This window comes from Cobetia sp. MC34 (genome assembly GCF_018340035.1).
In the GTDB taxonomy this organism is placed as follows: domain Bacteria; phylum Pseudomonadota; class Gammaproteobacteria; order Pseudomonadales; family Halomonadaceae; genus Cobetia; species Cobetia amphilecti.
Genome location: NZ_JADPPY010000003.1, coordinates 1 through 25,383, shown reverse-complemented (window position 1 = coordinate 25,383; position 25,383 = coordinate 1). Strand labels below are relative to the sequence as shown.

Here is a 25,383-nt window from a genome sequence, read left to right as displayed (position 1 = left end):
TTTAACCACCCACCAGCCCCCTTCACTGACGCCCGACATGAATGTTGTCGGAACGTAACTTTTGACCTTCCTGGGCAGAAACACTGGCTGAAAACCGCGAAAAATAATCGGAATCAGCGCGGAGAAATACTCGCCAGATGACGTCCGACCGCGATCCAGGCCCCTATCCAGCCCAATATTGTACTCGAAAACAGCAGTGTGGCACCCCCTGCAACGCCCAGCGCGGGCAACACATAGTTGCCGCCATAACTTTGTACAAGGGCCGTCACGGGTGCCACCAGCCAGTTGCCGCCAAGTGCCAGGATTCCGCAGGCCAGCAGCCCTCCTCCCAGACCGTACCAGGCACCGCTGTAGAGAAAGGGACGCCGCACGAAGGCGTGGGTCGCTCCGATCAGGGTCACGACCTCGATCTCCTGGCGGCGACTCTCCACGGACAGGCGGATGGTATTGCCCACCACCAGCAACACGCCCAGCCCGAAGAGTAACGCGAGTCCCAGCGTCACTTTCTGACCCAGCTCACCCAATTGGCGCAGACGCTCGAGCCAGGCCAGATCCAGACGTGCGCTGGCGACACCCGGCTCGCCCTCGAGGCGCGTGGCCAGGGCGCGGACGGACTCCGGCGTGGTGTCCAGCGGCGTGATGACGATGCTGGCCGGCAAGGGATTGTCATCCAGCAGACTCAGCGAGCGCTTGAGGTCCAGCGCCTGGGCGAATTCCTGCATGCCCTCGGCGGCGGTGATCAGCCGCACTCCCCCGACACCGGCAGCGTCGCGCAGCGAGTCCGACAGCGTCAGCGCCTGGCTCTCGTCGACCGAGGTCTCGAGATAGAGGGTGAGCTGGGCGCTGTCATTGAGCTCATTGTCGAGCAGGCGTGCGCTGTCCAGTGCCAGCCACAGCGCCGCCGGCAACGTCAGTGCGATGGCGATGGCCAGCATGGTCAGCAGGCTGGCGATGGGCGCGACCAGCAGGCGGCGTGCGCTGTCGCGCGCCATGTCAGCGTGATGACGCAGCCAGCTGCGATAGCGGCTCTCGACCGAGACACGACTGGAGCGCGCACCCTTGCGCGCCGCACGCTCGGCGGCCTCCGATGATTCAGGCGCCTGCGCGGCGGCCTTGCGGGTACGCGTCTCGGCGCGGGGCTGGCCACGCTCGCGTGAAGAAGAGGGGGAATCGTTGCGGGAACGCGGGGGGCTCATCGGGCATCCTTGTCGGCGATCAGACGACCATCGGACAGCTCCAGCGTGCGATGGTGCAGGCGGGCGATCAGCGCCAGATCGTGACTGGCAATCATCACCGTGGTACCGATGCGATTGAAATCCTCGAACAGACGCATGATGTCGGCGGACAGTGCCGGGTCCAGATTGCCGGTCGGCTCATCGGCCAGCAGCAGCGCGGGCTTGTTGACCACGGCGCGTGCGATGCCGACGCGCTGCTGCTCACCACCGGACAGCTCGATCGGCAGCGCCTTCTCACGATGCAGAAGGCCGACCTTGTCGAGCGCCGCCCGCACTCGCCGCGCCTGTTCACGCGGCGGAACCCCCTGGATCATCAGCGGCAGGGCCACGTTGTGGAAGATGTTGCGGTCGGTCAGCAGCTGGTGGTCCTGGAAGACCACGCCGATCTGGCGGCGGTAATACGGCACCTGGGAGGTATGCAGTCGCCCGATATCGTGCCCCGCAACCAGAATGCGCCCACGCGAGGGGCGCTCGAGGAGCATGATCAGCTTGAGCAACGAGCTCTTGCCGGCACCGGAATGGCCTGTCAGGAAGACCATCTCGCCACGCTCGACCCTGAAGTCGAGCCCGGCCAGTGCATCGAAGCGCCCTCCATAGCGCTTGCCGACATGCTCGAAGGCAATCATGCCTCGCGCGACTCGGCGTTGGCCTCTTCGCTTGCCTCATCGCCAGCACGTGCAAACAGGGCACTGACGAAGTCATCAGCCGCGAAGGGACGCAGGTCATCGACACCTTCCCCGACACCGATATAGCGGATCGGCAGATTGAGCTGCTTGGCCAGCGCGAAGATGATGCCGCCCTTGGCGGTTCCATCCAGCTTGGTCAGCGTCAGGCCGGTGATGTTGACCGCTTCATGGAAGGTGGAGGCCTGTGACAGCGCGTTCTGACCGGTACCGGCATCCAGCACCAGCATCACCTCGTGGGGCGCGGACACATCCAGCTTGGCCATCACGCGCTGCACCTTCTTGAGCTCTTCCATCAGGTGGCTCTTGTTGTGCAGGCGGCCCGCGGTATCGGCGATCAGGATATCGACGTTACGCGCCTTGGCGGCTTCCAGGGCGTCATAGATGACCGAGGCACTGTCGGCGCCGGTATGCTGAGCGATGACCGGCACCTTGTTGCGCTCGCCCCACACCTTGAGCTGCTCCACCGCCGCGGCGCGGAAAGTATCGCCCGCCGCCAGCATCACGCTGCGGCCCTGGCTCTGATAGCGCTTGGCCAGCTTGCCGATGGTGGTGGTCTTGCCGACGCCATTGACGCCGATCATCAGGATCACGAAGGGACCGCTGCCCTTGGCCGGCAGCTCCAGGTCCTTGGCGACCGGCGCCAGCATCACGCGCAGCTCTTCCTGCAGCGCTTCGTAGAGCGCCTGCGGCTCCTTCAATTCCTTGCGCGAGATACGCGCGGTCAGGTTGTCGATGATCTCGGTGGTCGCCTCGATGCCCACGTCTGCCATCAGCAGCTGGGTCTCGAGGTCTTCCATCAGCTCATCATCGATCTGCTTCTTGCCGAGGAACAGGCTGGCGACGCCCTCGGTCAGATTGGCGCGTGTCTTGCCAAGACCGGCCTTGATGCGCGCGAAGAAGCCACGACGCGGCTTTTCGCGTCCGTCGCGGGCCGTGTCACGCGCAGCGTCATCCTCGACCACGGCGTCTGCGCCAGCGGCGGCAGCCTCGGCGGCACGTGCTTCTTCTTCCTGGCGAGCCTGTTCCAGCGCGGCCTGCTCTTCGGCCTCGATGGCGGCCAGTTGCGCGGCGGCCTGACGCTCTTCTTCCTCGCGAGCCGCGATACGCGCCTCTTCGGCACGCGCTTCACTGGCGGCTTCTTCCGCACGGGCCTGAGCGGCCTGTTCGGCAGCGATGCGCTCGGCCTCTGCCTGGGCGGCCTGCTCGGCAGCCAGACGTTCCGCCTCTTCACGGGCGGCCTTTTCGGCGGCGACGCGTTCTGCAGCGGCCTGCTCCTGGGCGATACGCTCGGCTTCGTCTCGGGCGGCCTGCTCCTGAGCGGCCTGCTCCTGCGCTGCGCGCTCCTGGGCGATGCGCTCGGCTTCGGCCCTGGCGGCCTGATCGGCAGCCGCCTGCTCAGAGGCGCGGCGCTCGGCTTCAGCTTCGGCCTTCTGCTCTTCGAGCTTCTGAGCCTCGGCCTGCTGCTCTTCGGCCTTCTGAGCCTCGACCCGAGCCGCCTCTTCACCGGCAAGGCGCTCTGCCTCTACCTTCTCGGCCTCGAGACGCTTCGCCTCGAGCCGCGCTGCCTGCTCGGCATCGGCTTGCTCGTGGGGCGTGGCGTCTTGTGTCTGTTCAAGAGCCTGTTGCTCGAGGGCCTGCTGCTCGGAGGCTTTCTGCTCCTGAGCCTTGTGTTTCTTGCGCTTGAAAAAACCGAACATGGCGAGACAGTCCTGAACTCGTGAAAGTGGCGTCATCCTACCATCCCTTCGGGGCTGAAGGTACGCACCGCGCAGCATCCGGCGTCGCACATGCTAGACTCGCGGCATGAAAAAACGCGCATCCTCCCAAGGCCCCGCACGGGGCAAATCCAGCGCGCCCTCGCGCGCTGACAAACAGAGCGGCAAGCGTGGCCAGGCCGCCGGCGGGCCAGGTCGCCTGCGCATCATCGGCGGGCGCTTCAAGCGCCGCCTGCTCAACGTGATCGACGCACCGGGCCTGCGCCCGACGCCCGACCGCGTGCGTGAGACGCTCTACAACTGGCTGGGCTTTCATGTCGGCGGCGCCCGCGTGCTTGACCTCTATGCCGGCAGCGGCGCGCTGGGCCTCGAGGCGCTGTCGCGTGAGGCGGCGCATGTCACCTTCGTGGAGCGCGACAGCCGCGTCGCGCGTGCGCTCGAGGCCAATCTCGCGACCCTCTCCAACGGCGACAGCCTGCCAACGCAGGTGGTGACCGGCGATGTCCTGCACTGGCTCGAGACGGCCACTCCCGCTGCAGGCGGCATGGATCTGGTGCTGCTCGATCCGCCCTTCCGGCTCGAGCTGGCCGCCGCGAGCTGCGCGCTGCTCGAAGCGCATGGCTGGCTGAGCGATGACGCCATGATCTATCTGGAAGTGGAATCCGGCCTCGACCCCGTGGTGCCCGCCAACTGGCAGCTGCACCGGGAAAGCCGTGCCGGCGACAGTCATGGCCTCCTGTATCGGCGCCATCCGCCCGCCTGAGCCACCTTCCCACTTGTGTCGACTCAGGCGGCGTCGTAGTCTGCCTGCAGGCGGGTATCGCTGCGCCATCCGGCAAGGATTCCCGACATGGCCGATATTCATCGCACCAGCATTTACCGCATACCTTTACCGCCCTCAACGAACCCCCTCGGGCCACGACCGTGACTCGACAAGGAGATAGCATGAGCACCGAACTCTTTACCCAACTTGAGCAGAAAGTCGGCCAGGCCATCGACAGCATCGAGATGCTGCAGATGGAAGTCGAAGAGCTGAAGGAAGAGAACCAGCGCCTGACCGAAGCCAAGACAGGTCAGGGCGAAGAGCTGGAGCAGCTGCGCCAGACCAACGCTCAACTGCAGGAAGAGCGTGACCAGTGGGCACAGCGTCTGGAAGCGCTGGTCGCACGCTTCAGCGAGACCGAGAGCGAAACCCAGAGCGCCTGAAGCTCCCGCGCGTCCTGCGCGCTGGGCCGCGTGAACATGCACTCTTGAACAGGAGCGCTTGAACAAGAGTTCATGAACAGGGCCTCATGAAAACGCCGCCGACAGGAGACTGTCGGCGGCGTTTTCGTGTCGGCACCAGCACCTGAGCGATGCCGGAGCCCAAGACAGAAGGGCCAGGATCACACCAACGGCAGCGACATGAGCCAGGCATCTTCTCGCCCGCCGTCCGCCAGCGGATAGTAGCCCTTGCGCACTCCATCCCGGGTGAAACCGGCTTTCGCATAGAGAGCTGCGGCGGCGGCATTGCTGGCGCGCACCTCCAGCAGCAGGCGCTCAAGCCCCGAGTCACGTTGCCAGTCACGCGCCCGCGCGATGGCGGCGGCCAAAAGGCGTGCACCTACGCCCTGCCCGCGCTGCGCGGCGTGTACGGTGATCGCCTCGATCTCGGCCTCGAAGGGCCCGCGAGCCAGCACCACGAAGCCGATCAGCTCTGCAGTCGGCGACTCGCCGGCCTGCCACCAGGCACCCAGCACGCAGCGCGCGTCATCGTTGAGCACATCGATCAGCTGTGACTGGCTCAGGCCATGTGCCTGGCTGGCCTCGATGGCCTCAAGCGCCAGCAGAGTCGCTTGCTCATCGGCCAGCTCACGCAGCTCGAGGCGCCGGGCAGCTGACTCGCTCATGAGGCGTCCGTCTGCGGCGATGCCGACTGCCACTCGCGCCCCCAGCGGATCAACAGCGGCCACAGTTTGCGCTTGGCCTCACTGGAGCGCGCCAGCGCCGGCAGTGCCAGCCCCTGCCAGACCGGCAGGTTCAGCAGACTGGAGGTCGCCTCGCCGCGCTCGGAAGCGGTGATGCCAAGCACCTCGCGCAGCGTCTCGCTGGCCTCATCGCTGCCGAAGATCAACAGCCTCTCCGGCTGCCAGCCGCGCCGCGCCGGGCCGCTCAGGAAGGCATGCAACCCTTCGCGGGCTTCTTCGAGTGGCGCACTGGCCTTGAGGTTGGGCAACAGCGGCCAGCGGAAGTGGCTGAAGGTGAGCCCTGATGCCGCCTCGATGCCGGCGGCGCGCCACAACGCCTTGAGCAAGGCTTCCCCTTCCAGATGCGGTGCCTCGTCACCGGGCAGCATGATCAACCAGCGCCCTTCCAGCGCCGCCAGCTGAACGCTGAAGCGCAGTGGCGGCTTGTCTGCCGCTGGCGGTGTCACTGCCTCATCTGCTGCCGGTGCCTCGGCCGTGACCTGCGTCGGCGGCGTGCCCCACGAGGCGGTGCTGCTGGTCTCGGCAGCGCCGGGCGTCGGCGAGGCAGCCGCAGCGGGGGCTTCGACCGCCGCCGGCGCCATGCCCAGCAAGGCGCGCGCACTCGAGGCCGGAGAAGGCCCTGCCGGGCGTGGCGTCGCGCTGCCGGCCATGCCGCCAGCCTGAGCGGAGGAGCCATGGCTGGCATCCGCCGTCTGGTGGGCAGCAGGCGGACGCGGCGCCTCATCGATCAGCGCGTGCAGGCGCGCCTGGGGCGCGACCGCCTCCGCCGCTTGCGGCTCGGGCCAGTCACACGCTTGGGTGGGCAAGGCATTGGGCAGCTGATAGCGACCGACCCAGGCGGTCAGTCCCATCGCGTCCAGATATTGCAGGCGTTGCGGTTCAGGGGTCATGGTCAGTGCTTGCCGCCGCCCAGACAGTTGGGGGAATCCGGAATCTCGCCGCCGCGTGCCGCCCACTCCTGCGCGGTGTACAGGTGCAGTGCCAGTGCATGCACCGGGCCATCCAGCTCTTCGCTGAGCAAGGCATACAGCTGCTGGTGACGCTTGACCCGCGACAGGCCGCTGAAGCGATCGCTGACCAGCGTGACCTTGAAGTGGGTCTCGGAGTTGGCCGGCACGCTATGCATATGGCTCTCGTTGACGACTTCGACCATCAACGGGTCAAGCGTAGCGAGCTTGGTGTCTATCTGGGTCTGGATGCTCATGCGCAATCTCCTTGAAGGGGGGAAGCCGCACGACGGACATGCGGAAAATTGAGGGTGACGATGCGATCGCCACAACGCAAATGGCCTCGGGCATTTTGCCCGAGGCCATTGTAGCGTCTGTCGCCATCACTGACAGTCATTGCTGACGGCACTGGCTGACAGCTCTTGCGGAAAGTACGGCGACGACGGCCATCATGCCGAAGAGTCAGTCAAGATCGGCCAGCAGCTCGTCATCGACTTCGCTGACTTCCAGCGGCGCCTCGTCGTCCAGGTCGACCGCCAGATAGCTGTGCTCGACGGTCAGGAAGCGCTCGAAGAGTGCCTTGTCCATCGGCTCCGGCCAATGGCGGGTGTCTTCTTCCCAGGCGCGCAGCTCGCTTTCCAGCACGTCCAGCCAGCGCTCGGAGACGAAGCCATCCAGCGCCTCACGCGTGTCCATCTCGGGAATCAGGTAGACGGTGCTCTCCTGATTGACATCCTCCAGCGCCAGATCCTCGCCTCCCTCGCCTTCGGATTCCAGCGAGTTGATCCAGTCGACAAACGCCTGGGTCGGCTTGACGCTCAGGGCGGAACGGTTAAGCAGCTTCATTCTGCACTCTCCAGGACATTCAGGGACAATTCCGAGACAGGACACACCGTGGATGGCAGCGCCGCTCATAAAGCAGGCACGCGATGCGGGTGAGCCTCGAGATGTCCAGCGCGCCACCCCGGCAGTACCAGGGCGCCAGCAGACTGGACGCCGACCATTATGGCCGCTCGCGGGCAACAAAGCCAAGCGCCACCTTGCCTCATCGGCACCGATCATGCCCCGCGAGGCATTCGTCGTCAGTCATTCGTGTGAGGCAGAGACCACAACGCCCCCGTCAGGGATCGGAGGCGTTGCGGGTGCCCTCAGCGTGGCCCGTCACGATGGCGCGTCATGATGCGCCATGGGGATGGGCTGGCGGCCGACTGCTCAGCCCTGCTGCGGACGCATGGCCGGGAACAGCAGCACGTCGCGGATGGAGGCGCTGTCGGTCAGCAGCATCACCAGACGGTCGATGCCGATGCCTTCACCGGCGGTCGGCGGCATGCCGTATTCCAGCGCGCGCACGTAGTCGGCGTCGTAGAACATGGCTTCGTCATCACCGGCGTCCTTCTCGGCCACCTGGGCCTGGAAGCGTTCGGCCTGATCTTCGGCGTCGTTGAGCTCCGAGAAGCCATTGGCGATCTCGCGGCCACCGACGAAGAACTCGAAGCGATCGGTCACGTGCGGGTTGGCATCGTTGCGACGCGCCAGCGGGCTGACTTCGGCCGGATATTCGGTGATGAAGGTCGGCTGGTCGAGACGGTGCTCGGCGACTTCCTCGAAGATCTCGGTCTCGAGCTTGCCCAGACCCCAGATCGGCTTGACCTGGATACCGAGACGCTCCGCCGTGGCGCGCGCGGCGTCGTAATCGGCCAGGTCGGCTTCGGTGATGCCATCGCCGTACTTGATGATCGACTCGCGCATGGTCATCTGGATGAACGGCTGGCTCAGGTCGTACTCGCTGCCCTGACAGGTGATCTGCGTGGTGCCGAGCACTTCCTGGGCCGCGGTGCGGATCATGTCCTCGGTGAGCGCGATCAGGTCACGGTAGTCCGCGTAGGCCCAGTAGAACTCGAGCATGGTGAACTCGGGGTTGTGACGCGTCGACAGCCCTTCGTTGCGGAAGTTGCGGTTGATCTCGAACACGCGCTCGAAGCCGCCCACCACCAGACGCTTGAGGTACAGCTCCGGCGCGATGCGCAGGTACATTTCCATGTCCAGCGCATTGTGGTGCGTGATGAACGGACGCGCGGTCGCGCCACCCGGAATCTGCTGCAGCATCGGCGTCTCGACTTCCATGAAGCCGCGATCGCTGAGGAAGCGACGGATGGAGGCGACGATGCCGGCACGCAGCGCGAAGGTGCGGCGTGACTGCTCGTTCATGATCAGGTCGACATAACGCTGGCGATAGCGCATTTCCTGATCGGACAGTCCGTGGAACTTGTCCGGCAGCGGACGCAGGTTCTTGGTCATCAGCTGGGCGCTTTCGATCATGACGTACAGATCGCCCTTGCCGGATTTGTGCACCGGACCACTGGCACCGACGATGTCACCGATATCCCAGCTCTTGATGTCCTCAAGCAGCGCTTCCGGCAGGCCCTTCTTGTCGACGTAGAGCTGAATCTGGCCGGAGACTTCCTGCAACACGATGAAGGGGCCACGTTTGCGCATGATACGCCCGGCGACGGCGGCCTTGCGGTCCAGCGTCTCCAGCTCGGCCTTGTCCTTCTCGCCCAGCTCTTCCATCAGGTCAGCGGCGAGGCTGTCGCGACGGAAATCATTCGGGAAGGCACTCTTGCCTTCGGCGGCGGCCTGCTCGCGGCGGGCGTTCAGCTTGGCGCGACGTTCGGCGATCAGGCGGTTCTCTTCCTGAGCCTGTTCGGCGGCCTGCTGCTCATCAATGGCGGGGGTCTGCTCTGTCGACATGGAGGGGCCTGTCTCGTGTCAAAGGGTCATGGCCTGGGCCACGACAGATCATGATCAGCCTGACGATTGTGACCATCAGTACTGACCGCGATACGGGGATTCGTGGCCTCCGCCGGCGAGACCGGCGGAGGCGAATAGGCGCTGGGCCGCGAGGGTACTCGCGCTCAGAGCCCCATCTTGAGGCTGGCGACGATGAAGTCATCGAGGTCGCCGTCGAGCACCTTGTCACAGTTGCTCGACTGGACGCTGGTCCGCAGGTCCTTGATGCGCTGGTCATCGAGGACGTAGGAGCGGATCTGGCTGCCCCAGCCGATATCGGACTTGGAGTCCTCGAGTTCCTGCTTGGCGGCGTTGCGCTTCTGCATCTCGGCTTCGTAGATACGCGCCTTCAGCATCTTCATGGCGCGGTCACGGTTGGAGTGCTGGCTACGCTCGGTCTGGCAGGCCGCCACGATGCCTGTCGGCACGTGGGTGATACGTACCGCGGAGTCGGTGGTGTTGACGTGCTGACCACCGGCGCCGGAGGAGCGATAGGTATCGGTGCGCAGGTCGGCCGGGTTGATGTCGATCTCGATGTTGTCATCGATTTCCGGCGACACGAACACGGACGCGAACGAGGTGTGACGACGGCCGCCGGAGTCGAAGGGACTCTTGCGGACCAGACGGTGCACGCCAAGCTCGGTGCGCAGCCAACCGAAGGCGTAATCACCCTCGACGTGGATGGTCGCGGACTTGATGCCGGCGACTTCACCGGCGCTCGCCTCGACGATCTCGGTCTTGAAACCGTGATGCTCGGCCCAGCGCAGGTACATGCGCAGCAACATGTTGCCCCAATCCTGCGCTTCGGTACCGCCGGAGCCTGCCTGGATGTCGAGGTAGGCGTTGTTGGCGTCCATCTCACCCGAGAACATGCGGCGGAACTCGAGCTTCTCGAGACTGGCCTTGAGCTGGTCCAGCTCGCGGACGACTTCGTCCACGGTGCCTTCGTCCTCTTCCTCGACCGCCATTTCCAGCAGGTCGGAGCAGTCGGACAGACCGTTGCTCATGTCGTCGAGGGTCTTGACGACCAGCTCCAGCGACGCACGTTCCTTGCCGAGCTTCTGCGCGTAGTCCGGGTCATTCCAGACATCCGGATTCTCGAGCTCGCGAGTGACTTCCTCTAGCCGATCCTGCTTTTCGGCATAGTCAAAGGTACCCCCTCAGGACTTCTGCCCTTTCGGACAGGTCCTTGATGAGGTTGGTGATCGGATTGATCTCTTGCATGGTCGTCCTGTCTTGAGGCGATGATGCGTGAATGGGTGCGCGGCGATCCTGTCGCAAGCGACGGGCTCCGCCACATGCCACCCGAGGGTGGATGTGCAGATCGACAGCGCGCAAAGCCCGATATTGTAGCCATTTCCCGGCGTGGCGACCATGCCCGGCCCATCATCCGTGGCCAGCGGGCAAGCGGCGGCTCTCGGCTGCCAGGCATGCCACCCATCAGCGGGCAGGCGACGAATACGACCAAAGTGATTCAAAGGTCCGTCAGCCCCGAATGGCCCGAGTTTCCACGCCTTGCATGACGTTTATCGAATGCATGCATAAGCCATCCATTTTTTAACATGGACAGCGGGCAGGAAAAGATTCGATGGTAGAAGGCGACACTCGTATTACCCCTAACAACAATAGCGAGCCTCCCTATCATGGCACGACTGTACTCCCCCTCTCGCACCCCGGTGCTCCCCGGACGCTTCATGCTCAAACGCCTGGCAGGCTCTCTGCTGCTGGCCGGGGGCATCGTTGCCTCCCAGGGCATCATGGCCGACACGCTCAAGCTGGCGATCATGGGTGAACCGGCCTCGCTGGACCCGCAGCAGATCTCCGGCACCTGGGAAAATGACGTGGTGGGCGACCTCTTCGAGGGCCTGGTCACCGAAGCCGCCGATGGCGAGCGCATCCCCGGCGCGGCCGAGTCGTGGCAGATTTCCGACGATGGCAAGACCTACACCTTCACGCTGCGCGAGAACGGCAAGTGGTCAGACGGTGAGCCGGTGACCGCCGAGGACTTCGTGTACGCGCTCAAGCGTATCATGACGCCGGAAAATGCCTCGGATTACGCCTACATCCTGTATCCGATCAAGAATGCCAAGGCCATCAACAGCGGCGAGGCCGAGCCGGACACCCTCGGCGTGCGTGCCGTGGATGATCACACCCTCGAGATCACCCTCGAGCGCCCGACGCCCTACTTCCTGGATCAGCTGTCGCACTACACCGCCTACCCGCTGCCGAAACATGTGGTGGAGAAGTACGGCAAGGACTGGACCGACCCCGGCAAGATGGTCTCCAACGGTGCCTTCGAGCTGAGCGAGTGGCAGCCGCAGACCCGCATCGTCGCGCTCAAGAATCCTGAGTTCCACGATGCCAGGGAGGTCGCGCTGGATGAGGTGATCTACTACCCCATCGAGGAGCGCAACAGCGCCCTGAAGCGCTTCCGCGCCGGCGAGATCGACATCGCGCGCGAATTCCCGACCCAGCAATACGGCTGGCTGAAGGACAATCTGCCGGACGCCACCCACGTCGCGCCCTACCTGGGCATCTACTACTACGTGCTCAACTCGCGCGATGGCCATGCCACGGCAGACCCGCGCGTGCGTGAGGCGCTCAACCTCTCCATCCGCCGCAACATCATCACCGACAAGATTCTCGGCACCGGCGAAGTGCCGGCTTACAGCTTCGTGCCTACCGGCGTGAACCATTACGACATCCAGGAGATGGCCTTCAAGGACATGTCGATGGATGAGCGCATGCAGAAGGCCCGATCCCTGATGGAAGACGCCGGCTATGGCCCGGACAACCCGCTGGAGCTGACCCTGCGCTACAACACCAGCGAAGACCACAAGAAGGTGGCCATCGCCGCCGCCGCGATGTGGAAGCCGCTGGGCGTGAAGGTCAATCTGCTGAACGCCGAGGTCGCGGTGCACTACGAGGACATGCGCCAGGGCAAGTTCGATGTCGGCCGCGCCGGCTGGATCGGCGACTACAACGACGCCCAGAACTTCCTCAACCTGCTGGAAAGCGGCGTGCCCAACAACTACGGCGCCTATTCCAACAGTGCGCTGGATGACGACATGCACAAGGCTGCCAATACGCTCGACATGGAGGATCGCGAGGCGCTGATGCAGGACGCCGAGCGCAAGGCGCTGGATGACTACGCCGTGCTGCCGATCTACTACTACGTGTCGCGCAATCTGGTGAACCCCAAGCTCAGCGGCTGGAAGAACAACATCGAGGATACTCACCGCTCGCGCTGGGTCTCGTTCTCCGAGTGAGGCGAGCCCTGTGAGCCTCTGACCCGGCTCGCCGCTCTCTAGATCGTCATGGGTCCACGCTCGTGTCCGGCAGGGCAGGAGCGTGGCATCTGCCAAGGATGGCACCAGAAGATGACGTCGCGCCCCACGGGCGTGACAAGGAGTTCATGCATGTCCCCCACCTCACCGATGCAATGCGCGGCAAGCCTCAGCGCAGGCCTGCTGCTGTCCGTTCTCCCCCTCTCCCTCGGCGCTTCCGGCAGCGCCATGGCAGCAGAATCCACGAGCCAGAGCGAGCAGATCCTGCGTATCGCCAATGGCGCCGAGCCCGGCTCGCTGGACCCGCAACAGACCAACGGCACCTGGGAGACACGCATCACGCGTGATCTGTTCGAGCCGCTGATCGCCTACTCCGCCGACGGCAAGCTGATTCCCGGGCTGGCAGAGCGCTGGGAGTCGTCCGCCGATGGGCTGAGCTGGACCTTTCATCTGCGCGAAGGGCTCGAATGGTCAGATGGCACGCCGCTGACCGCCGAGGATGCCGTCTTCGCGCTGCGCCGCCTGCTGACACCCGCCACCGCGGCCCACAACGCCACGCTCTACTACCCGATCGTCAATACCCGCGCGGTGAATACCGGTGCGCTGGCACCGGAGCAACTCGGCGTGGCCGCGCCCGACGCGCAGACGCTCACCATCACTCTCAGCCACCCTTCGGCGACGCTGGAGCAGACGCTGGCGATGAGCGAGGCCGCACCGCTGCCACGCCATGTGATCACGGCCAATGGCGCTGACTGGACCCGGCCGGCCAACATGGTCACCTCGGGTGCCTTCGTGCTCAATGAATGGACGCCGCAGTCGCACATCACGCTGACACCCAATGCTCGCTATCACGCGGCAGACACGGTCGCGCTCGACGAGGTGGTCTACCTACCCATCGAGGAGAGCCACGCAGCGCTCAATCGCTTCCGGGCAAGCGAGGTCGAGATCGCCTACGGCGTGCCCGCCAGCCATTACACCTGGATCCAGGACAATCTGGCCGCCGCCCTGCATACCTACCCGATCCTCGGCGAGTACTTCTATGTCTTCAATCTGCGCGAGGGCTCGCCGGTGGCCGACCAGCGCATTCGCCGTGCGCTGAATCTGGCCACCCGCCGTGAGGTGATCACCGAACGCATTCTCGGCATGGGCCAGATTCCCTCCTGGCACTTCGTGCCCAGGGCATTGGGTGAGCATCAGGGCGCGCGCTTCGACTTCGCTGACTGGTCGATGGACAGGCGCATGGCGAAGGCGCGTGAGCTGATGGCCGACGCGGGTTACGGCCCGGAAACCCCGCTTGAGCTGACCCTGCGCTACAACACCCTGGAAGACCACAAGAAGATCGCCGTGGCCCTGGGGGCGATGTGGAAACCGCTGGGCGTGAAGGTGACGCTGACCAACACCGAGGCCGCGGTGCATTACCGCGATCTGGCGCTGGGCGATTTCGAGGTCGGCCGTTACGGCATGATCGCCACCATCGCCGATGCCTACGACTTCCTGAACGCCTTCAGCAGCGACAACACCTCCAACGCGCCCGGGCTCAGCTCGCCGACCTACGATGCGCTGATCGAGGCGGCGGCGCGTGAAGGAGACGTCGGCACCCGCCAGCGCCAGCTCCACGACGCCGAGCAGTATCTGCTCGACAACGATGTGGTGCTGCCGCTCTACGACTATGTCACCTCCAGCCTGGTCGACCCCGCCATCAGCGGCTGGGCGCCCAATGCGCTGGACGTGCACCCGAGTCGCTATCTGCAGCTCGATACCTCGCACTGACAGACAACAGTCACCAATAACAACGACACACCCGGGCAGCGGCCCGGACGGAGCACTGGATGCTGAGCTACACCCTCAAACGGTTGCTGCAGGCGATTCCCACCCTGCTGGTCGTGATCACCCTGTCGTTCTTCCTGATGCGGGTCGCCCCGGGCGGCCCCTTCGATGGCGAGCGCCGTCTGCCCCCGGAAATCGAGCAGAACCTGCGCGCGGCCTATCACCTGGATGAGCCATTGCCGATGCAGTATCTGCGCTATCTGGGCGATCTGGTGCAGGGCGATCTCGGCCCGTCCTTCAAGTACAAGGACTTCGACGTCAGCGAGCTGATCAGCCAGGGCTTCCCGGCCAGTCTGGAGCTGGGCATGTGGGCGATTCTGGCCGCGCTGCTGATCGGAGTGCCGCTGGGGGTGATCGCGGCCATCCGGCGCAATTCGACGGCAGATTACGTGGTGATGAGTACTGCGCTGGCGGGGATCGCGGTGCCCAACTTCGTGATCGCCCCGCTGCTGGCGCTGGTGTTCGGCGTGCTGCTCGGCTGGTTGCCGGCCGGCGGCTGGAACGGTGGCGCCTGGCAGAACCTGCTGCTGCCGGTGGTGGCGCTCTCCATCCAGCAGATCGCCTACATAGCCCGCATGATGCGCGCCAGCATGATCGAGGTGCTCGGCAGTCACTACATCCGCACCGCCCGCGCCAAGGGGCTGAGCGAGTGGAAGGTGATTCTGCGCCATGCATTGCGACCGGCGATGCTGCCGGTGGTCTCGTACCTCGGCCCGGCCATCGCCGGCATCATCACCGGCTCGGTGGTGATCGAGCAGATCTTCGGCATTCCCGGCATCGGGCGCTATTTCGTGCAGGGTGCGCTCAACCGTGACTACACCCTGGTGATGGGCACGGTGGTCTTCTATGGCGCCTTGATCCTGCTGCTCAACCTGATCGTCGATCTGCTCTACAGCATGCTCGACCCGCAGATCCGCTACGACGACTGACCCGAGGCCCTGACATGTCACAGACAACCCCCGCTCCCCACGGCACCGGCGGTGCCAGCGCCTTCGACGGCCAGCCTCCTGCCGCGCCGGCAGGCGACAGCCTGACCCGCGACGCCTGGCGTCGTCTCAAGCAGAACCGCGCTGCCATGTGCAGCCTGGTGGTGATGGCCGTCATCGTGCTGGCCTGCCTGATCGGCCCGTGGCTGACGCCCTTCGAACTCGACGAAGTCGACTGGAACGCCATCGGCACCGGCCCGGACCTGGCCTCCGGCCACGTCTTCGGCACCGACGTCAACGGCCGCGACCTGCTGACCCGCACCCTGCATGGCGGCCAGATCTCGCTGTCGGTGGCGCTGGTCGCCACCTTCGTCAGCCTGGTGATCGGCGTGCTCTACGGCGCCGTCTCCGGCTATTTCGGCGGACGCACCGACAACCTGATGATGCGCTTCGTCGACATCATGTATTCGCTGCCGTTCATGTTCCTGGTGATCCTGCTGATGGTGGTGTTCGGTCGCAACATCTTCCTGATCTACGCCGCCATCGGTGCGGTGGAGTGGCTGGACATGTCGCGCATCGTGCGCGGTCAGGTGCTGGCGCTCAAGAAGCGTGAATTCGTCGAGGCGGCGCATGCACTCGGCGTGCGTGACCTGCAGGTAGTCACCCGCCACCTGATTCCCAATGCGCTGGGGCCGGTAATCGTCTACGTCACGCTGACGGTGCCCAAGGTCATCCTGCTGGAGAGCTTCCTGTCGTTCCTCGGGCTTGGCGTGCAGGAACCGCTGACCTCCTGGGGCGTGCTGATCTCCGAAGGCAAGGACATGATGGAGACCGCCCCCTGGATGCTGCTGGTGCCCTCGGCCTTCCTCGCCGCGACCCTGTTCTGCCTCAACTTCCTCGGCGATGGGCTGCGTGATGCCCTCGACCCCAAGACTCGCTGAACCGGAGCGCTGATCATGACTTCTTCACCCTCTACCTCCGGCACCTCCTCCAGCCTGCCGCCAGCACGCAACGCCGCCGACCAGGCACGCGCCGACACCCTGACTCGCCTGGGACTGGCGGCCGAGGCGCCTGGCACGCCACCGCTGATGGAGATCGATGACCTCAAGGTCGACTTCCAGTTGCCGGACGGCGCGGTACCCGCTGTCAAGGGCGTCAGCTTCACCCTCAACAAGGGCGAGACGCTGGCGCTGGTCGGCGAGTCCGGCTCCGGCAAGTCGGTCACCTCCACCGCCATCCTGCGCCTGCTGCCGGAACTGGCCGAGATCCAGGGCGCCATCCGCCTGCGCGGCGAGGACCTGCTGAGTGCCTCGACGCGGCGCATGCGCGAGCTGCGCGGCAATCGCATCGCCACCGTCTTCCAGGAGCCGATGACCTCGCTCAATCCGCTGCACCGCATCGGCCGCCAGATCATCGAGGTACTGGCGCTGCATCGTGACCTCAAGGGCCGCGCGGCTCGCCACAAGGCGCTGGAATTGCTCGAGCAGGTCGGCATCCCGGAGCCGGCGCGACGTATCGACAGCTATCCCCACGAGCTGTCCGGTGGCCAGCGTCAGCGCGTGATGATCGCCATAGCGCTGGCCTGCGAGCCGGACCTGCTGATCGCCGATGAGCCGACCACCGCGCTGGATGTCACGGTGCAGGCGCAGATCCTGCGGCTGCTCAAGTCGCTGCAGCAGCGCTACGGCATGGCGATCCTGTTCATCACCCACGACCTGAGCATCGTGCGCCACTTCGCGGACCGCGTCTGCGTGATGCGTCACGGCGAGCTGCTGGAAACCGGCGCCACCCACGACGTCTTCGAGAGCCCGCAGCACGCCTACACCCGCATGCTGATCGATGCCGAACCGGCCGGCGAGAAGGCGCCGGTGGCCGCGGATGCACCGGTGCTACTGTCGGCGCGCGATGTGCGTGTCAGCTTCACCATCAAGCGTCCGCTGTTCGGGCCCAAGATCGCCTTCGAGGCGGTGCGCGGCATCGATCTCGAGGTGCGACGCGGCCAGACCATCGGCATCGTCGGCGAGTCCGGCTCCGGCAAGTCGACGCTGGGGCGCGCCCTGCTGCGCCTGCTCAAGAGCCAGGGCCATATCAGCTTCGATGGCGTCGATATCATGCCGCTGGACAAGTCGGGCATGCGCCCCTTGCGCTCGCGCATGCAGGTCGTCTTCCAGGACCCCTTCGGCTCCCTGTCGCCGCGCCTGACCGTGGGCGAGATCATCAGCGAAGGTCTGCGCGTGCATCACCCCGAGCTCAATCGCGCCCAGCGCGATGCGCGGGTCTGCGACGCCCTGAGCGAGGTCAGCCTCGACCCCGGCATGCGCAATCGCTATCCGCATGAGTTCTCCGGCGGTCAGCGACAGCGCATCGCCATTGCGCGCGCCCTGGTGCTCAAGCCGGAATTCCTGCTGCTGGACGAGCCGACCTCGGCGCTGGACCGCTCGGTACAGGTCACGGTGATCGACCTGCTGCGCGACCTGCAGGCGCGCCACGGCCTGACGTATCTGTTCATCAGCCATGACCTGGCGGTCGTACGTGCGCTGTCAGACCACCTCATCGTGATGAAGGAAGGCGAGGTGGTGGAAAGCGGCAGTACCCATGCCATCTTCGAGGCACCCCGTGAGCGTTATACGCGTGAATTGATGCAGGCCGCGTTCGCCCCGGACCTGGGCCAGACGCACCACTGACACCCTGAAAAGACGACATGCCTGATGGGCGCTGCGGCGCCCATCAAGACCCCGCTTTGCCTGGGAAAAGGCGCAGGGCCTCATCACTGCCTGCCTGAAGGGTGGCGATGAGCGCCCGGCCTCTCCCCGGGCAAGGGCAGCCGAGTCGCTCACACGAATCGACATTGGCTGCCAACCGGGTGCTTGCACCCGACCGAGGCCGGAGCAGGACGCTCCGGCATGACCCACACCGATGGAAAGACATGCACAGGATGACGATGCAACCTACAACAACAGCCAGCATCCCCCTCCACACTCACTCACGACTGCGTCACGCGATTGGCGCAGCCCTGCTCGGCACGGGACTGCTGAGCATGAGCCCCATGGCCCAGGCCATCGAGGTCTACAAGACGGATACCGACCGCGTCGAGTTCAGTGGCCGCCTGGCGGCGTTTGCGGTGATCCAGGATGGCGCACACGACGAGATCTACAACGGCGGCTCGCGGGTGCGCCTGATCCACGAGCATCGGTTCGAGCAGGGCTGGAGCTCCATCATCCGCGCCGAATGGGGCTTCGATCCCTGGTTCAAGGACGGCACCGATGCTCACTACAAGCGCATGCTCTACGCCGGAGCGGCCCACGAGAAATGGGGCAGCTTCACGGTCGGCAAGCAGTATGGCCCCTGGTACGACATGGTGGCCGTCAACACCGACTAATGGTGGCGAGGCGTCCGGCACCTTCGAAGGCCGCAGCGGTGATGGTGGCCTGCATGGCACGGGGCGGCCGGACAACTCGCTCTACTGGAAGAAAGGCTTCGACGATGTCACTGTCGGCCTGCTCTACCAGCTCGGCCATGATGGCCAGCACAGCAACGAGACCTCACTCTTCGAGGATGGCGTCTTCACCACCGAGACCGAGTATTCGGGGTATGAGCGTGACTACAGCTATGAAGCCGCGCTCAACTGGCACCCGGACGAGGACTTCACGGTGGGCGGCGTCTTCCACCATACGGAGCTGAGCGACTACGAGAGCGGCAACAGCGAGAACGGCGATATCGATGCCTGGCTGCTCGGCGGTCACTGGTCACCGGGCAACTGGTACATCGCCCTCGTCGGCGGGGAGTATCGCAACCACATCGCCGGCAGCACCCTGGACTCCTCGGAAGATTTCGTCGACAAGGCGCGCGGCGCGGAATTCGTGGTCAACTACAAGTTCAAGGAGGTCATCTGGGGCGATGACAGTGTCGAGCTCTACGGTGGCTTGAATCACCTGGAGGACGCCGACAGCGAAGCACGCTACGCCTACCAGATTCTGGGCGCGGCCTGGCGGGTCAAGGACCTGACGCTGGCCACCGAGTATCGCTTCGACAACAGCCGCCAGTCGGACGGCAGCGAGTACAGCGCCGACCGCGACCAGTTGATGTTCCTGCCGCGTTACGACTTCTGATCGTCATGTCAGACGCTGGTGACGGTTCGCCAATGCTCGCGCTGAGGCGATAGTTTCGCCCTTGCCTGATGAACCCGGCAGGGACGACAAAAAAACGCCCGGTCATATGACCGGGCGTTTCTGTATCGGTTGTATCGGTTGTCCCGAGACCAGCTCAGCACTTCAGCCGCTTAGGTACTCAGAAGCGATAGGTCGCGCCGAGACCGAAGCCATGCGCTTCATTCTCGTAATCGGCTTCATAGGTGCCACGGTTGGGTTCGCTCAGGCTGACGGTGGCCGTCTCTTCCCACAGGTAGGTGTAGGCCATGTCGATGGTCAGCTCCGGCATCGGCGTCCAGCCGGCCCCCAGCGAGAAGATGGTGCGATCCCCGGACGGGATACGCGCGCTGCGATGCTCATCCACGGCCGGGCTGTCATCGAAGGCCATACCGGTACGCAGCACCCACTGCGGATTGAGCTGATAGCTCAGACCGACCGCGTACTGCCAGCTATCCTCGTAGCCCTGCTCCTCGACGATGTCGCTCATGTTGTCGACTTCCACCGCGATCTCGTCGAAGCGGCTCCAGTGCACCCAGGTCACGCCCGCCATCAGCGTCCAGCGATCATCCAGCTTGTGCGTCACGGAGAAGTCGATGCTTTCCGGCAAGGTCATGTCCAGCGACGCATCCTGCTCGGTATTCGCGAAGCCCGCGCCAGTGAAGACATTGTTGTACTTGGCCTCGCCGTCCAGGCTGTAATCCACCTTGGAGCGATAGGACAGACCGAGACGGGTACTTTCCACCGGCTGGAAGATGACCCCGACGTTGTAGCCCCAGGCGGCATCGTCGCCCTTGATCTTGACCTTGCCATCGCCTGCACCGACATCGAGAGTATTTGACGTCAACTCACCCTTGATACTGTTGTAGGTCACACCGGCGCCGATGGCCCACTTGTCATTGATGCGGTAGGAGATGGTCGGCTGGGCGGTGACCACCTCGACTTCACTGTAATTGGCGAAATAGCGGCCGCGGAAATCAGAACCATAATCGGTGATCACACCAAAGGGCGCGTAGACCCCGAAGCCCAGTGCTACCCGATCATTCATCGGCTGCACGTAATAGAAGGAAGGCACTGCCGCCCCCGGCACCATGTCACCGTCATCTCCGCCAGAGACTGGCCGACCGAGTGCATCATTCGCGCTGGCGACATCAATATCGGTATTGACGTCCAGATAGGTCACACCGCCGGTGATCTGGGCACGATCCAGGAAGGACATGCCGGCCGGGTTGCCGAACACGGTGGAGGCATCATTGGCATTCGAGGCGCGCCCGGCGAAGGAGGTGCCCTGGGTACTGACACTCTGCTCGTTCAGCTGGAAGGCCCCCGCGTGAACGCCACCGGCATAAGCCGTGGCTACCGTTGCCAGAGCGACCCCGAGGGTGAGTTTGTTCATCTTGTTTTTCATTATGGATGGCGTCCCATTGCAGGTGGCTGGAGAGCCGCATGTTGTTGTTATCATTCGTTGATGCATAGCTCTGTCACCTACGTTTTGGGCGAGTCGTGCGTTCAAGTCAAGGGCGAACGTTTGTTTGAATAGGGAGATTTCTAGTATTCAGGGAACTTTCATTCATGTCTGCACTGTCGCGTGCTGCTAAGCCCATGACCTGACGACGATTTAGTGCCTTGTCGCCAGCGTTTAAAACACGACAACCTCCTCTGCTCCCCTCTCTAGCCTATTGGTCGAATATCAGCTTTTTCGTATGTATCGGCTCGCTTGACCTATGTGCAACACATAAGTCTTACACTGATGATCAGTCACGGAACATTGGCTGCCGACAGACCTTCAGGGCAGCCGAATGCTCTCTCCGCCACTCTTGATCACCAGGAGATGATGCAATGAAAGTCGCTGAACTGGCCCGCGCGGGGGGCGTCACCGCCGAAACCGTTCGCCATTACACGCGCCAGGGGCTGATCACGGCCCGACGTGATCCCGTCAACAACTACCAGCGCTTCGATGAGCAGGCGCTGGTACGCCTCAAATTCATCAGTCAGGCACGCCAGCTGGGCTTCAGCCTTGCCGACATCAAACAGATTCTCGAGCAGGCGGACCAGCACGACTCGCCGTGCCCGCTGGTTCGTGACCTGCTGCGACAGCACCTGCCGAGAGTGCGCGAGCGCATTCGTGAGCTGGAAGCCCTGGCAGAGCGCATGGAGCACGCGCTGGATTGCTGGCAGGACCTGCCGGATGGCGTGCCGGACGGCAACAGCGTGTGCTGCCTGATCGAAGGCTTTCCACAGGACGTGCCCGACACCGCTTCCACTTCCAAACGCCGCGACGGGGGGCAATCATGATGACCACATCACTTCCCGAGACACGCCTTCTGCAGGCGCCAGGCATCCATTGTCAGGGCTGTGTCAGCAGGATTCGTCGTGCCCTGCAGGCGCAGGACCCGCAGGCCGAGTTGCTCGGCGCGCCTGACGCAGAGCTGTTGCTGATGCACAGCCAGCTGTCATCCACGGCACTACAGGAAGTCGCGGCAGACAGCGGCTACCCCCTCAAGGAGGAAGCTCTGCCGGAACGCGCCCATCACGATCTGTCGGTGTACGGCATGCACTGCCAGAAGTGCGTCGCCAGATTGCGCGAGGCCATCCAGCACTGGGATGGCACCGCGCAAGTCAGTGGCACGCCGAAAGAAGACACTCTCAACGTGGACACCTGTCTGCCGCGCGGGCTGCTCGAGAGAATCATCCTCGAGACGGACTATTCGCTTGAGGCCCCCGCCGAGGCGGATGAAGCTCAAGCCGCACCGGCTGCTGATTCGCCGGTCGTTGCGAGCAAGTCAGGCGCCGCGAACGCGTCAGGTACTGCAAACAAGACAGCGACTGAGAGCCAGCCAGCCGATAGCGCAAGCGCCGAGTTCTCACTGTCCGGCGTCACCTGCGCCAGCTGCGTGGCGACGATCCAGAAGGCACTGGATGGCCTGGACGGCGTTGAGCAGGCGCAGGTCAACTTCGCCTCGCGCACCGCCCAGGTCACGAGCCTCCTCACTCCCGACGAGATCGTCTCGGCCATCGAAGGTGTCGGCTACGGGGCGAGCCTGGTGGAAGACGCGCAGGCCGGTGAGCAGCAACAGCAAGAGGACGCCGATCAGGAATATCGCTCTCGTGTCCGTGACAGCGTGCTGTCACTGGGCATCGGCATCCCCCTGATGATCAGCATGTTCTTCCATCATCCCGGCTTCGAGGGGCTCGAGCGCGGGGTGTGGCTGGCGATCGGCATCGCCGTGCTGGGCGTGCTCGCCACGGCAGGACGCAGCTTCTTCACCAGCGCCTGGAAGGCCTTCACGCACCATCAGGCCAACATGGATACGCTGGTGGCGCTCGGTACCGGTGCGGCATGGATCTACTCCATGGGCGTGCTGCTGTTCCCCGACAGCGTGCCCCCGGCGGCGCGCGGGCTCTACTTTGAAGCCTCGACCATGATCATCGGCTTGATCAGCCTGGGGCAGGCGCTGGAAGTCCGCGCCCGGGGCCGTACTCAGCAGGCGCTGCGCGCACTGCTGGATCTGCAGACCCGCACGGCCCGCGTGATCCGCGACGGTGAAGAGCGCGAGATCGATATCAACGAGGTCCGCAGCGGGGACCAGGTGCGCATTCGCCCCGGTGAGCGCATTCCGGTGGACGGCAGGGTCATCGAGGGCCAGAGCCACATCGATGAATCGATGCTCAGCGGTGAGCCACTGCCCGTGTCACGCGGTATCGGCGATGAGGTAGCCGCCGGTACGCTCAATACGCGTGGCAGTCTGGTCTTCGAAGTCGAGCGAGTCGGTAGCGAGACGCGCCTGGGACGCATCATCAGCCAGGTGCGTCAGGCGCAGAATTCGCGCCCGCCGATCGGTCGGCTGGCTGACACCATCTCCGGCGTGTTCGTGCCCAGCGTGATGATCATCGCCATCGTCGCGGCGCTGGTGTGGTTCAACTTCGGGCCTGCGCCGACCGGCGTGCATATGCTGGTGGTCGCGACGGCGGTACTCGTCATCGCCTGTCCGTGTGCGCTGGGTCTGGCGACGCCGATCTCGACCATGATCGGGGTCGGCAAGGCGGCGGAACATGGCGTGCTGGTACGCAGCGGTGAGGCACTGCAGACCGCCAGTCGCTTGACCGCGCTGGTGGTCGACAAGACCGGCACCCTGACGCGCGGCAAGCCGGAGGTCACCGAGGTCTCGCTCCTCGAAGGGGAAGACGAGGAAGCCGTGCTGGATGCAGCATATGCACTGGAGCGGGGCTCAGAGCACCCGCTGGCCGCGGCACTGCTGGCACATATCGAAGCCAGACGCCCCGATGCCTCGCGCAGCAAGGCCTTCCATGATTACCAGACCATCAGCGGGCGCGGTATTCAGGCTCAGGATGATGCAGGTCGCACCTGGCGCATGGGCAACGCTGCCATGCTGGAAGAGGCAGGCATCAGCCTGGCCCCTCTCAGCGAGCAGATCACGGCGCTGGAAGACAATGCGCGCACCTTGATCCTGATGGCCCGCGACGATCAATTGCTCGCCGTCTTCGGCCTGGCCGACCCGCTGCGTGACGATAGCCGCGATGCCATCGCTCGCCTGCATACCATCGGCCTCAAGGTGATCATGCTGACCGGTGACAACCCTCACACGGCAGCAGCCGTGGCGCGCGAGACCGGTATCGATGATTACCGTGCCGGCGTCTCACCGGATGACAAGCACGACGAGATCGCGCGGCTGCAGCAGGAAGGTCATGTAGTGGGCATGGTCGGCGATGGCATCAATGATGCGCCGGCGCTGGCACTGGCCGATGTCGGCTTCGCGATGGGCGAAGGTACCGACGTTGCCATCGAGACCGCCGGTATCACGTTGATGCAGCCGTCGCTGGGCGGGGTCGCGGATGCGATCGCGATCAGCCAGGCCACCCTGCGCAACATCAAGCAGAACCTGGTGGGAGCCTTCGGCTACAACCTGATCGGCATCCCGATTGCCGCGGGCATCCTCCACCCCTTCACGGGCATGTTGCTGTCGCCGGTCATCGCGGGACTGGCCATGTCCCTGTCCTCGGTCACCGTCGTGACCAATGCCAATCGTCTGCGTCGATATACGCCCCCGAGTGCAGCTGGATCCGCAACAGGTAACCCCGAGAATACCGCCACCACCTCACAAGGAGCATCAGCATGATCTGCATGGCCATCAATCTGCTAGGGCTCGGCCTGATCGCCGCCATTGTCTGGTGGTTCTGGCTCGCCAAGTCATGAAACACACTCCAGGCCTTGCTCTGTAGTCGCTGAAATCGAGCAAGCTGATCGCACAAGACAATCACGCAAGATCATCATTTCAAAGCCCTGTCACATCCTGTGTGGCAGGGCTTTTTCGTGACTGTTTCCGGTTCAAAAGCGCTCCAGACGGCTCTCGCAAGACTCGCAACGATAGCGCTCATGGCATGCCGCCCGGCAACTCCGAGGCCTGGGTCACCCGGCAAGCCCACTGGAGGGAAAGCAGCTGTCGCGAGGTCGTGTGGATAGCTCATGCACCCCCTAATCTTGAGTTTTCCACAGCCGCTTTGCTCTTCTTTACCCCGCGTGCCTCTTCTTTATCCCGCTTGATCAAAGTGCCGTTAATGCAAAAACGCCCCTGCCACATCAGTGACAGGGGCGTTTCCTTTGACCTTCTTTCTGCACAGCGGATCTGCTGACGTCTCTATGCGCGTCTTTCCACACATGTCACACATGGCTTATCCCACGCATGACCTTCGCGCCTATGATTTTTCCTGGGCACAAAGAGAACCGCCCCTGCAGCAAGGCTGCAGGGGCGGTTCGGGATAAGTGCCTGACGATGACCTACTCTCACATGGAGAAACTCCACACTACCATCGGCGCTAAGCGGTTTCACTTCCGAGTT

21 protein-coding genes are annotated in these 25,383 nt (G+C 64.2%); 11 read left to right on the top strand and 10 right to left on the bottom strand.

Features of this window, described 5'->3' with window-relative positions; translation table 11 throughout:
- Window positions 1-113: 113 nt before the first annotated feature.
- Genes ftsX through ftsY form a run of 3 tightly spaced genes read right to left on the bottom strand, consistent with a single transcriptional unit; the run spans window position 114 to window position 3,096 of the window.
- Complete coding sequence (gene ftsX / locus IZU87_RS02330; protein ID WP_213113566.1) at window positions 114-1,196, bottom strand: permease-like cell division protein FtsX; 1,083 nt, start codon at window positions 1,194-1,196, stop codon at window positions 114-116.
- On the bottom strand, window positions 1,193-1,861 hold the full coding sequence (ftsE, locus tag IZU87_RS02325; protein ID WP_043336289.1) for a cell division ATP-binding protein FtsE: 669 nt from the start codon (window positions 1,859-1,861) through the stop codon (window positions 1,193-1,195). The genes ftsX and ftsE overlap by 4 nt, the downstream gene beginning before the upstream one ends.
- On the bottom strand, window positions 1,858-3,096 hold the full coding sequence (gene ftsY, locus IZU87_RS02320) for a signal recognition particle-docking protein FtsY (RefSeq protein ID WP_409337976.1): 1,239 nt from the start codon (window positions 3,094-3,096) through the stop codon (window positions 1,858-1,860). Before ftsY ends, ftsE begins: the two co-directional genes overlap by 4 nt.
- 628 nt (window positions 3,097-3,724) lie before the next feature.
- Here ftsY and rsmD point away from each other — a divergent pair.
- Complete coding sequence (gene rsmD / locus IZU87_RS02315; RefSeq protein WP_213113565.1) at window positions 3,725-4,399, top strand: 16S rRNA (guanine(966)-N(2))-methyltransferase RsmD; 675 nt, start codon at window positions 3,725-3,727, stop codon at window positions 4,397-4,399.
- Between the two features lie 182 nt (window positions 4,400-4,581).
- Entirely contained in the window at window positions 4,582-4,842 is a 261-nt protein-coding gene (zapB, locus tag IZU87_RS02310) for a cell division protein ZapB (protein WP_213113564.1), read from the top strand.
- Window positions 4,843-5,021: 179 nt separating this feature from the next.
- On the opposite strand, the gene IZU87_RS02305 is transcribed toward zapB, so the two are convergent.
- The 6 genes from IZU87_RS02305 to prfB form a co-directional block, all read right to left on the bottom strand.
- Window positions 5,022-5,525 (bottom strand): GNAT family N-acetyltransferase, encoded by a 504-nt coding sequence (locus tag IZU87_RS02305; protein ID WP_213113563.1) that lies wholly within the window; start codon window positions 5,523-5,525, stop codon window positions 5,022-5,024.
- A complete protein-coding gene (locus IZU87_RS02300) occupies window positions 5,522-6,493 on the bottom strand; it encodes a hypothetical protein (RefSeq protein WP_213113562.1) in 972 nt (323 codons plus the stop codon). Before IZU87_RS02300 ends, IZU87_RS02305 begins: the two co-directional genes overlap by 4 nt.
- A gap of 2 nt (window positions 6,494-6,495) precedes the next feature.
- A complete protein-coding gene (locus IZU87_RS02295) occupies window positions 6,496-6,807 on the bottom strand; it encodes a BolA family protein (protein ID WP_043336297.1) in 312 nt (103 codons plus the stop codon).
- Between the two features lie 205 nt (window positions 6,808-7,012).
- Window positions 7,013-7,396: a hypothetical protein gene (locus IZU87_RS02290; RefSeq protein WP_043336300.1), complete on the bottom strand. Its 384-nt coding sequence runs from the start codon at window positions 7,394-7,396 to the stop codon at window positions 7,013-7,015.
- A gap of 366 nt (window positions 7,397-7,762) precedes the next feature.
- Window positions 7,763-9,301, bottom strand: a complete 1,539-nt coding sequence (gene lysS, locus IZU87_RS02285) for a lysine--tRNA ligase (RefSeq protein WP_054556548.1) — start codon at window positions 9,299-9,301, stop codon at window positions 7,763-7,765.
- 164 nt (window positions 9,302-9,465) lie between these two features.
- Window positions 9,466-10,564 (bottom strand): peptide chain release factor 2 gene (prfB, locus tag IZU87_RS02280; RefSeq protein WP_107335890.1). Its coding sequence is split into 2 segments (ribosomal slippage): window positions 9,466-10,488 and window positions 10,490-10,564, totalling 1,098 coding nucleotides; the frame shifts between segments, so codons are not numbered across the junction.
- Between the two features lie 419 nt (window positions 10,565-10,983).
- On the opposite strand from prfB, the gene IZU87_RS02275 reads away from it, so the two are divergent.
- The 7 genes from IZU87_RS02275 (at window position 10,984) to IZU87_RS02245 (ending at window position 19,489) form a co-directional block, all read left to right on the top strand.
- Window positions 10,984-12,609, top strand: coding sequence for a peptide ABC transporter substrate-binding protein (locus IZU87_RS02275; protein ID WP_249330400.1), 1,626 nt, complete (start codon window positions 10,984-10,986; stop codon window positions 12,607-12,609).
- Between the two features lie 150 nt (window positions 12,610-12,759).
- Window positions 12,760-14,397: a peptide ABC transporter substrate-binding protein gene (locus IZU87_RS02270; protein WP_213113561.1), complete on the top strand. Its 1,638-nt coding sequence runs from the start codon at window positions 12,760-12,762 to the stop codon at window positions 14,395-14,397.
- Window positions 14,398-14,456: 59 nt separating this feature from the next.
- Window positions 14,457-15,383, top strand: coding sequence for an oligopeptide ABC transporter permease OppB (gene oppB / locus IZU87_RS02265; RefSeq protein WP_213113560.1), 927 nt, complete (start codon window positions 14,457-14,459; stop codon window positions 15,381-15,383).
- 14 nt (window positions 15,384-15,397) lie between these two features.
- Window positions 15,398-16,321 (top strand): ABC transporter permease, encoded by a 924-nt coding sequence (locus IZU87_RS02260; protein WP_107335886.1) that lies wholly within the window; start codon window positions 15,398-15,400, stop codon window positions 16,319-16,321.
- A gap of 147 nt (window positions 16,322-16,468) precedes the next feature.
- On the top strand, window positions 16,469-18,064 hold the full coding sequence (locus IZU87_RS02255) for an ABC transporter ATP-binding protein (RefSeq protein WP_213113650.1): 1,596 nt from the start codon (window positions 16,469-16,471) through the stop codon (window positions 18,062-18,064).
- Window positions 18,065-18,417: 353 nt separating this feature from the next.
- A complete protein-coding gene (locus IZU87_RS02250; RefSeq protein ID WP_213113559.1) occupies window positions 18,418-18,759 on the top strand; it encodes a porin in 342 nt (113 codons plus the stop codon).
- Window positions 18,719-19,489 (top strand): porin, encoded by a 771-nt coding sequence (locus tag IZU87_RS02245; RefSeq protein ID WP_213113558.1) that lies wholly within the window; start codon window positions 18,719-18,721, stop codon window positions 19,487-19,489. Before IZU87_RS02250 ends, IZU87_RS02245 begins: the two co-directional genes overlap by 41 nt.
- 178 nt (window positions 19,490-19,667) lie before the next feature.
- Here IZU87_RS02245 and IZU87_RS02240 read toward each other — a convergent pair whose 3' ends face one another.
- Entirely contained in the window at window positions 19,668-20,921 is a 1,254-nt protein-coding gene (locus tag IZU87_RS02240; protein ID WP_249330399.1) for an OmpP1/FadL family transporter, read from the bottom strand.
- Window positions 20,922-21,364: 443 nt separating this feature from the next.
- Between IZU87_RS02240 and IZU87_RS02235 the strand changes: the two genes are divergently transcribed.
- A complete protein-coding gene (locus IZU87_RS02235) occupies window positions 21,365-21,820 on the top strand; it encodes a MerR family DNA-binding protein (protein WP_213113556.1) in 456 nt (151 codons plus the stop codon).
- The gene (locus IZU87_RS02230; RefSeq protein ID WP_249330398.1) at window positions 21,817-24,663 is read left to right on the top strand and encodes a heavy metal translocating P-type ATPase; all 2,847 of its coding nucleotides are present in this window, start codon (window positions 21,817-21,819) and stop codon (window positions 24,661-24,663) included. The genes IZU87_RS02235 and IZU87_RS02230 overlap by 4 nt, the downstream gene beginning before the upstream one ends.
- The last annotated feature ends 720 nt before the right edge of the window (window positions 24,664-25,383 follow it).

Coding starts and splice junctions, on each gene's coding strand:
- ftsX (WP_213113566.1), bottom strand. CDS start 1,196: ATGAGCCCCCCGCGTTCCCGCAACGATTCCCCCTCTTCTTCACGCGAG.
- ftsE (WP_043336289.1), bottom strand. CDS start 1,861: ATGATTGCCTTCGAGCATGTCGGCAAGCGCTATGGAGGGCGCTTCGAT.
- rsmD (WP_213113565.1), top strand. CDS start 3,725: ATGAAAAAACGCGCATCCTCCCAAGGCCCCGCACGGGGCAAATCCAGC.
- zapB (WP_213113564.1), top strand. CDS start 4,582: ATGAGCACCGAACTCTTTACCCAACTTGAGCAGAAAGTCGGCCAGGCC.
- IZU87_RS02305 (WP_213113563.1), bottom strand. CDS start 5,525: ATGAGCGAGTCAGCTGCCCGGCGCCTCGAGCTGCGTGAGCTGGCCGAT.
- IZU87_RS02300 (WP_213113562.1), bottom strand. CDS start 6,493: ATGACCCCTGAACCGCAACGCCTGCAATATCTGGACGCGATGGGACTG.
- IZU87_RS02295 (WP_043336297.1), bottom strand. CDS start 6,807: ATGAGCATCCAGACCCAGATAGACACCAAGCTCGCTACGCTTGACCCG.
- IZU87_RS02290 (WP_043336300.1), bottom strand. CDS start 7,396: ATGAAGCTGCTTAACCGTTCCGCCCTGAGCGTCAAGCCGACCCAGGCG.
- lysS (WP_054556548.1), bottom strand. CDS start 9,301: ATGTCGACAGAGCAGACCCCCGCCATTGATGAGCAGCAGGCCGCCGAA.
- IZU87_RS02275 (WP_249330400.1), top strand. CDS start 10,984: ATGGCACGACTGTACTCCCCCTCTCGCACCCCGGTGCTCCCCGGACGC.
- IZU87_RS02270 (WP_213113561.1), top strand. CDS start 12,760: ATGTCCCCCACCTCACCGATGCAATGCGCGGCAAGCCTCAGCGCAGGC.
- oppB (WP_213113560.1), top strand. CDS start 14,457: ATGCTGAGCTACACCCTCAAACGGTTGCTGCAGGCGATTCCCACCCTG.
- IZU87_RS02260 (WP_107335886.1), top strand. CDS start 15,398: ATGTCACAGACAACCCCCGCTCCCCACGGCACCGGCGGTGCCAGCGCC.
- IZU87_RS02255 (WP_213113650.1), top strand. CDS start 16,469: ATGGAGATCGATGACCTCAAGGTCGACTTCCAGTTGCCGGACGGCGCG.
- IZU87_RS02250 (WP_213113559.1), top strand. CDS start 18,418: ATGAGCCCCATGGCCCAGGCCATCGAGGTCTACAAGACGGATACCGAC.
- IZU87_RS02245 (WP_213113558.1), top strand. CDS start 18,719: ATGGCCCCTGGTACGACATGGTGGCCGTCAACACCGACTAATGGTGGC.
- IZU87_RS02240 (WP_249330399.1), bottom strand. CDS start 20,921: ATGAACAAACTCACCCTCGGGGTCGCTCTGGCAACGGTAGCCACGGCT.
- IZU87_RS02235 (WP_213113556.1), top strand. CDS start 21,365: ATGAAAGTCGCTGAACTGGCCCGCGCGGGGGGCGTCACCGCCGAAACC.
- IZU87_RS02230 (WP_249330398.1), top strand. CDS start 21,817: ATGATGACCACATCACTTCCCGAGACACGCCTTCTGCAGGCGCCAGGC.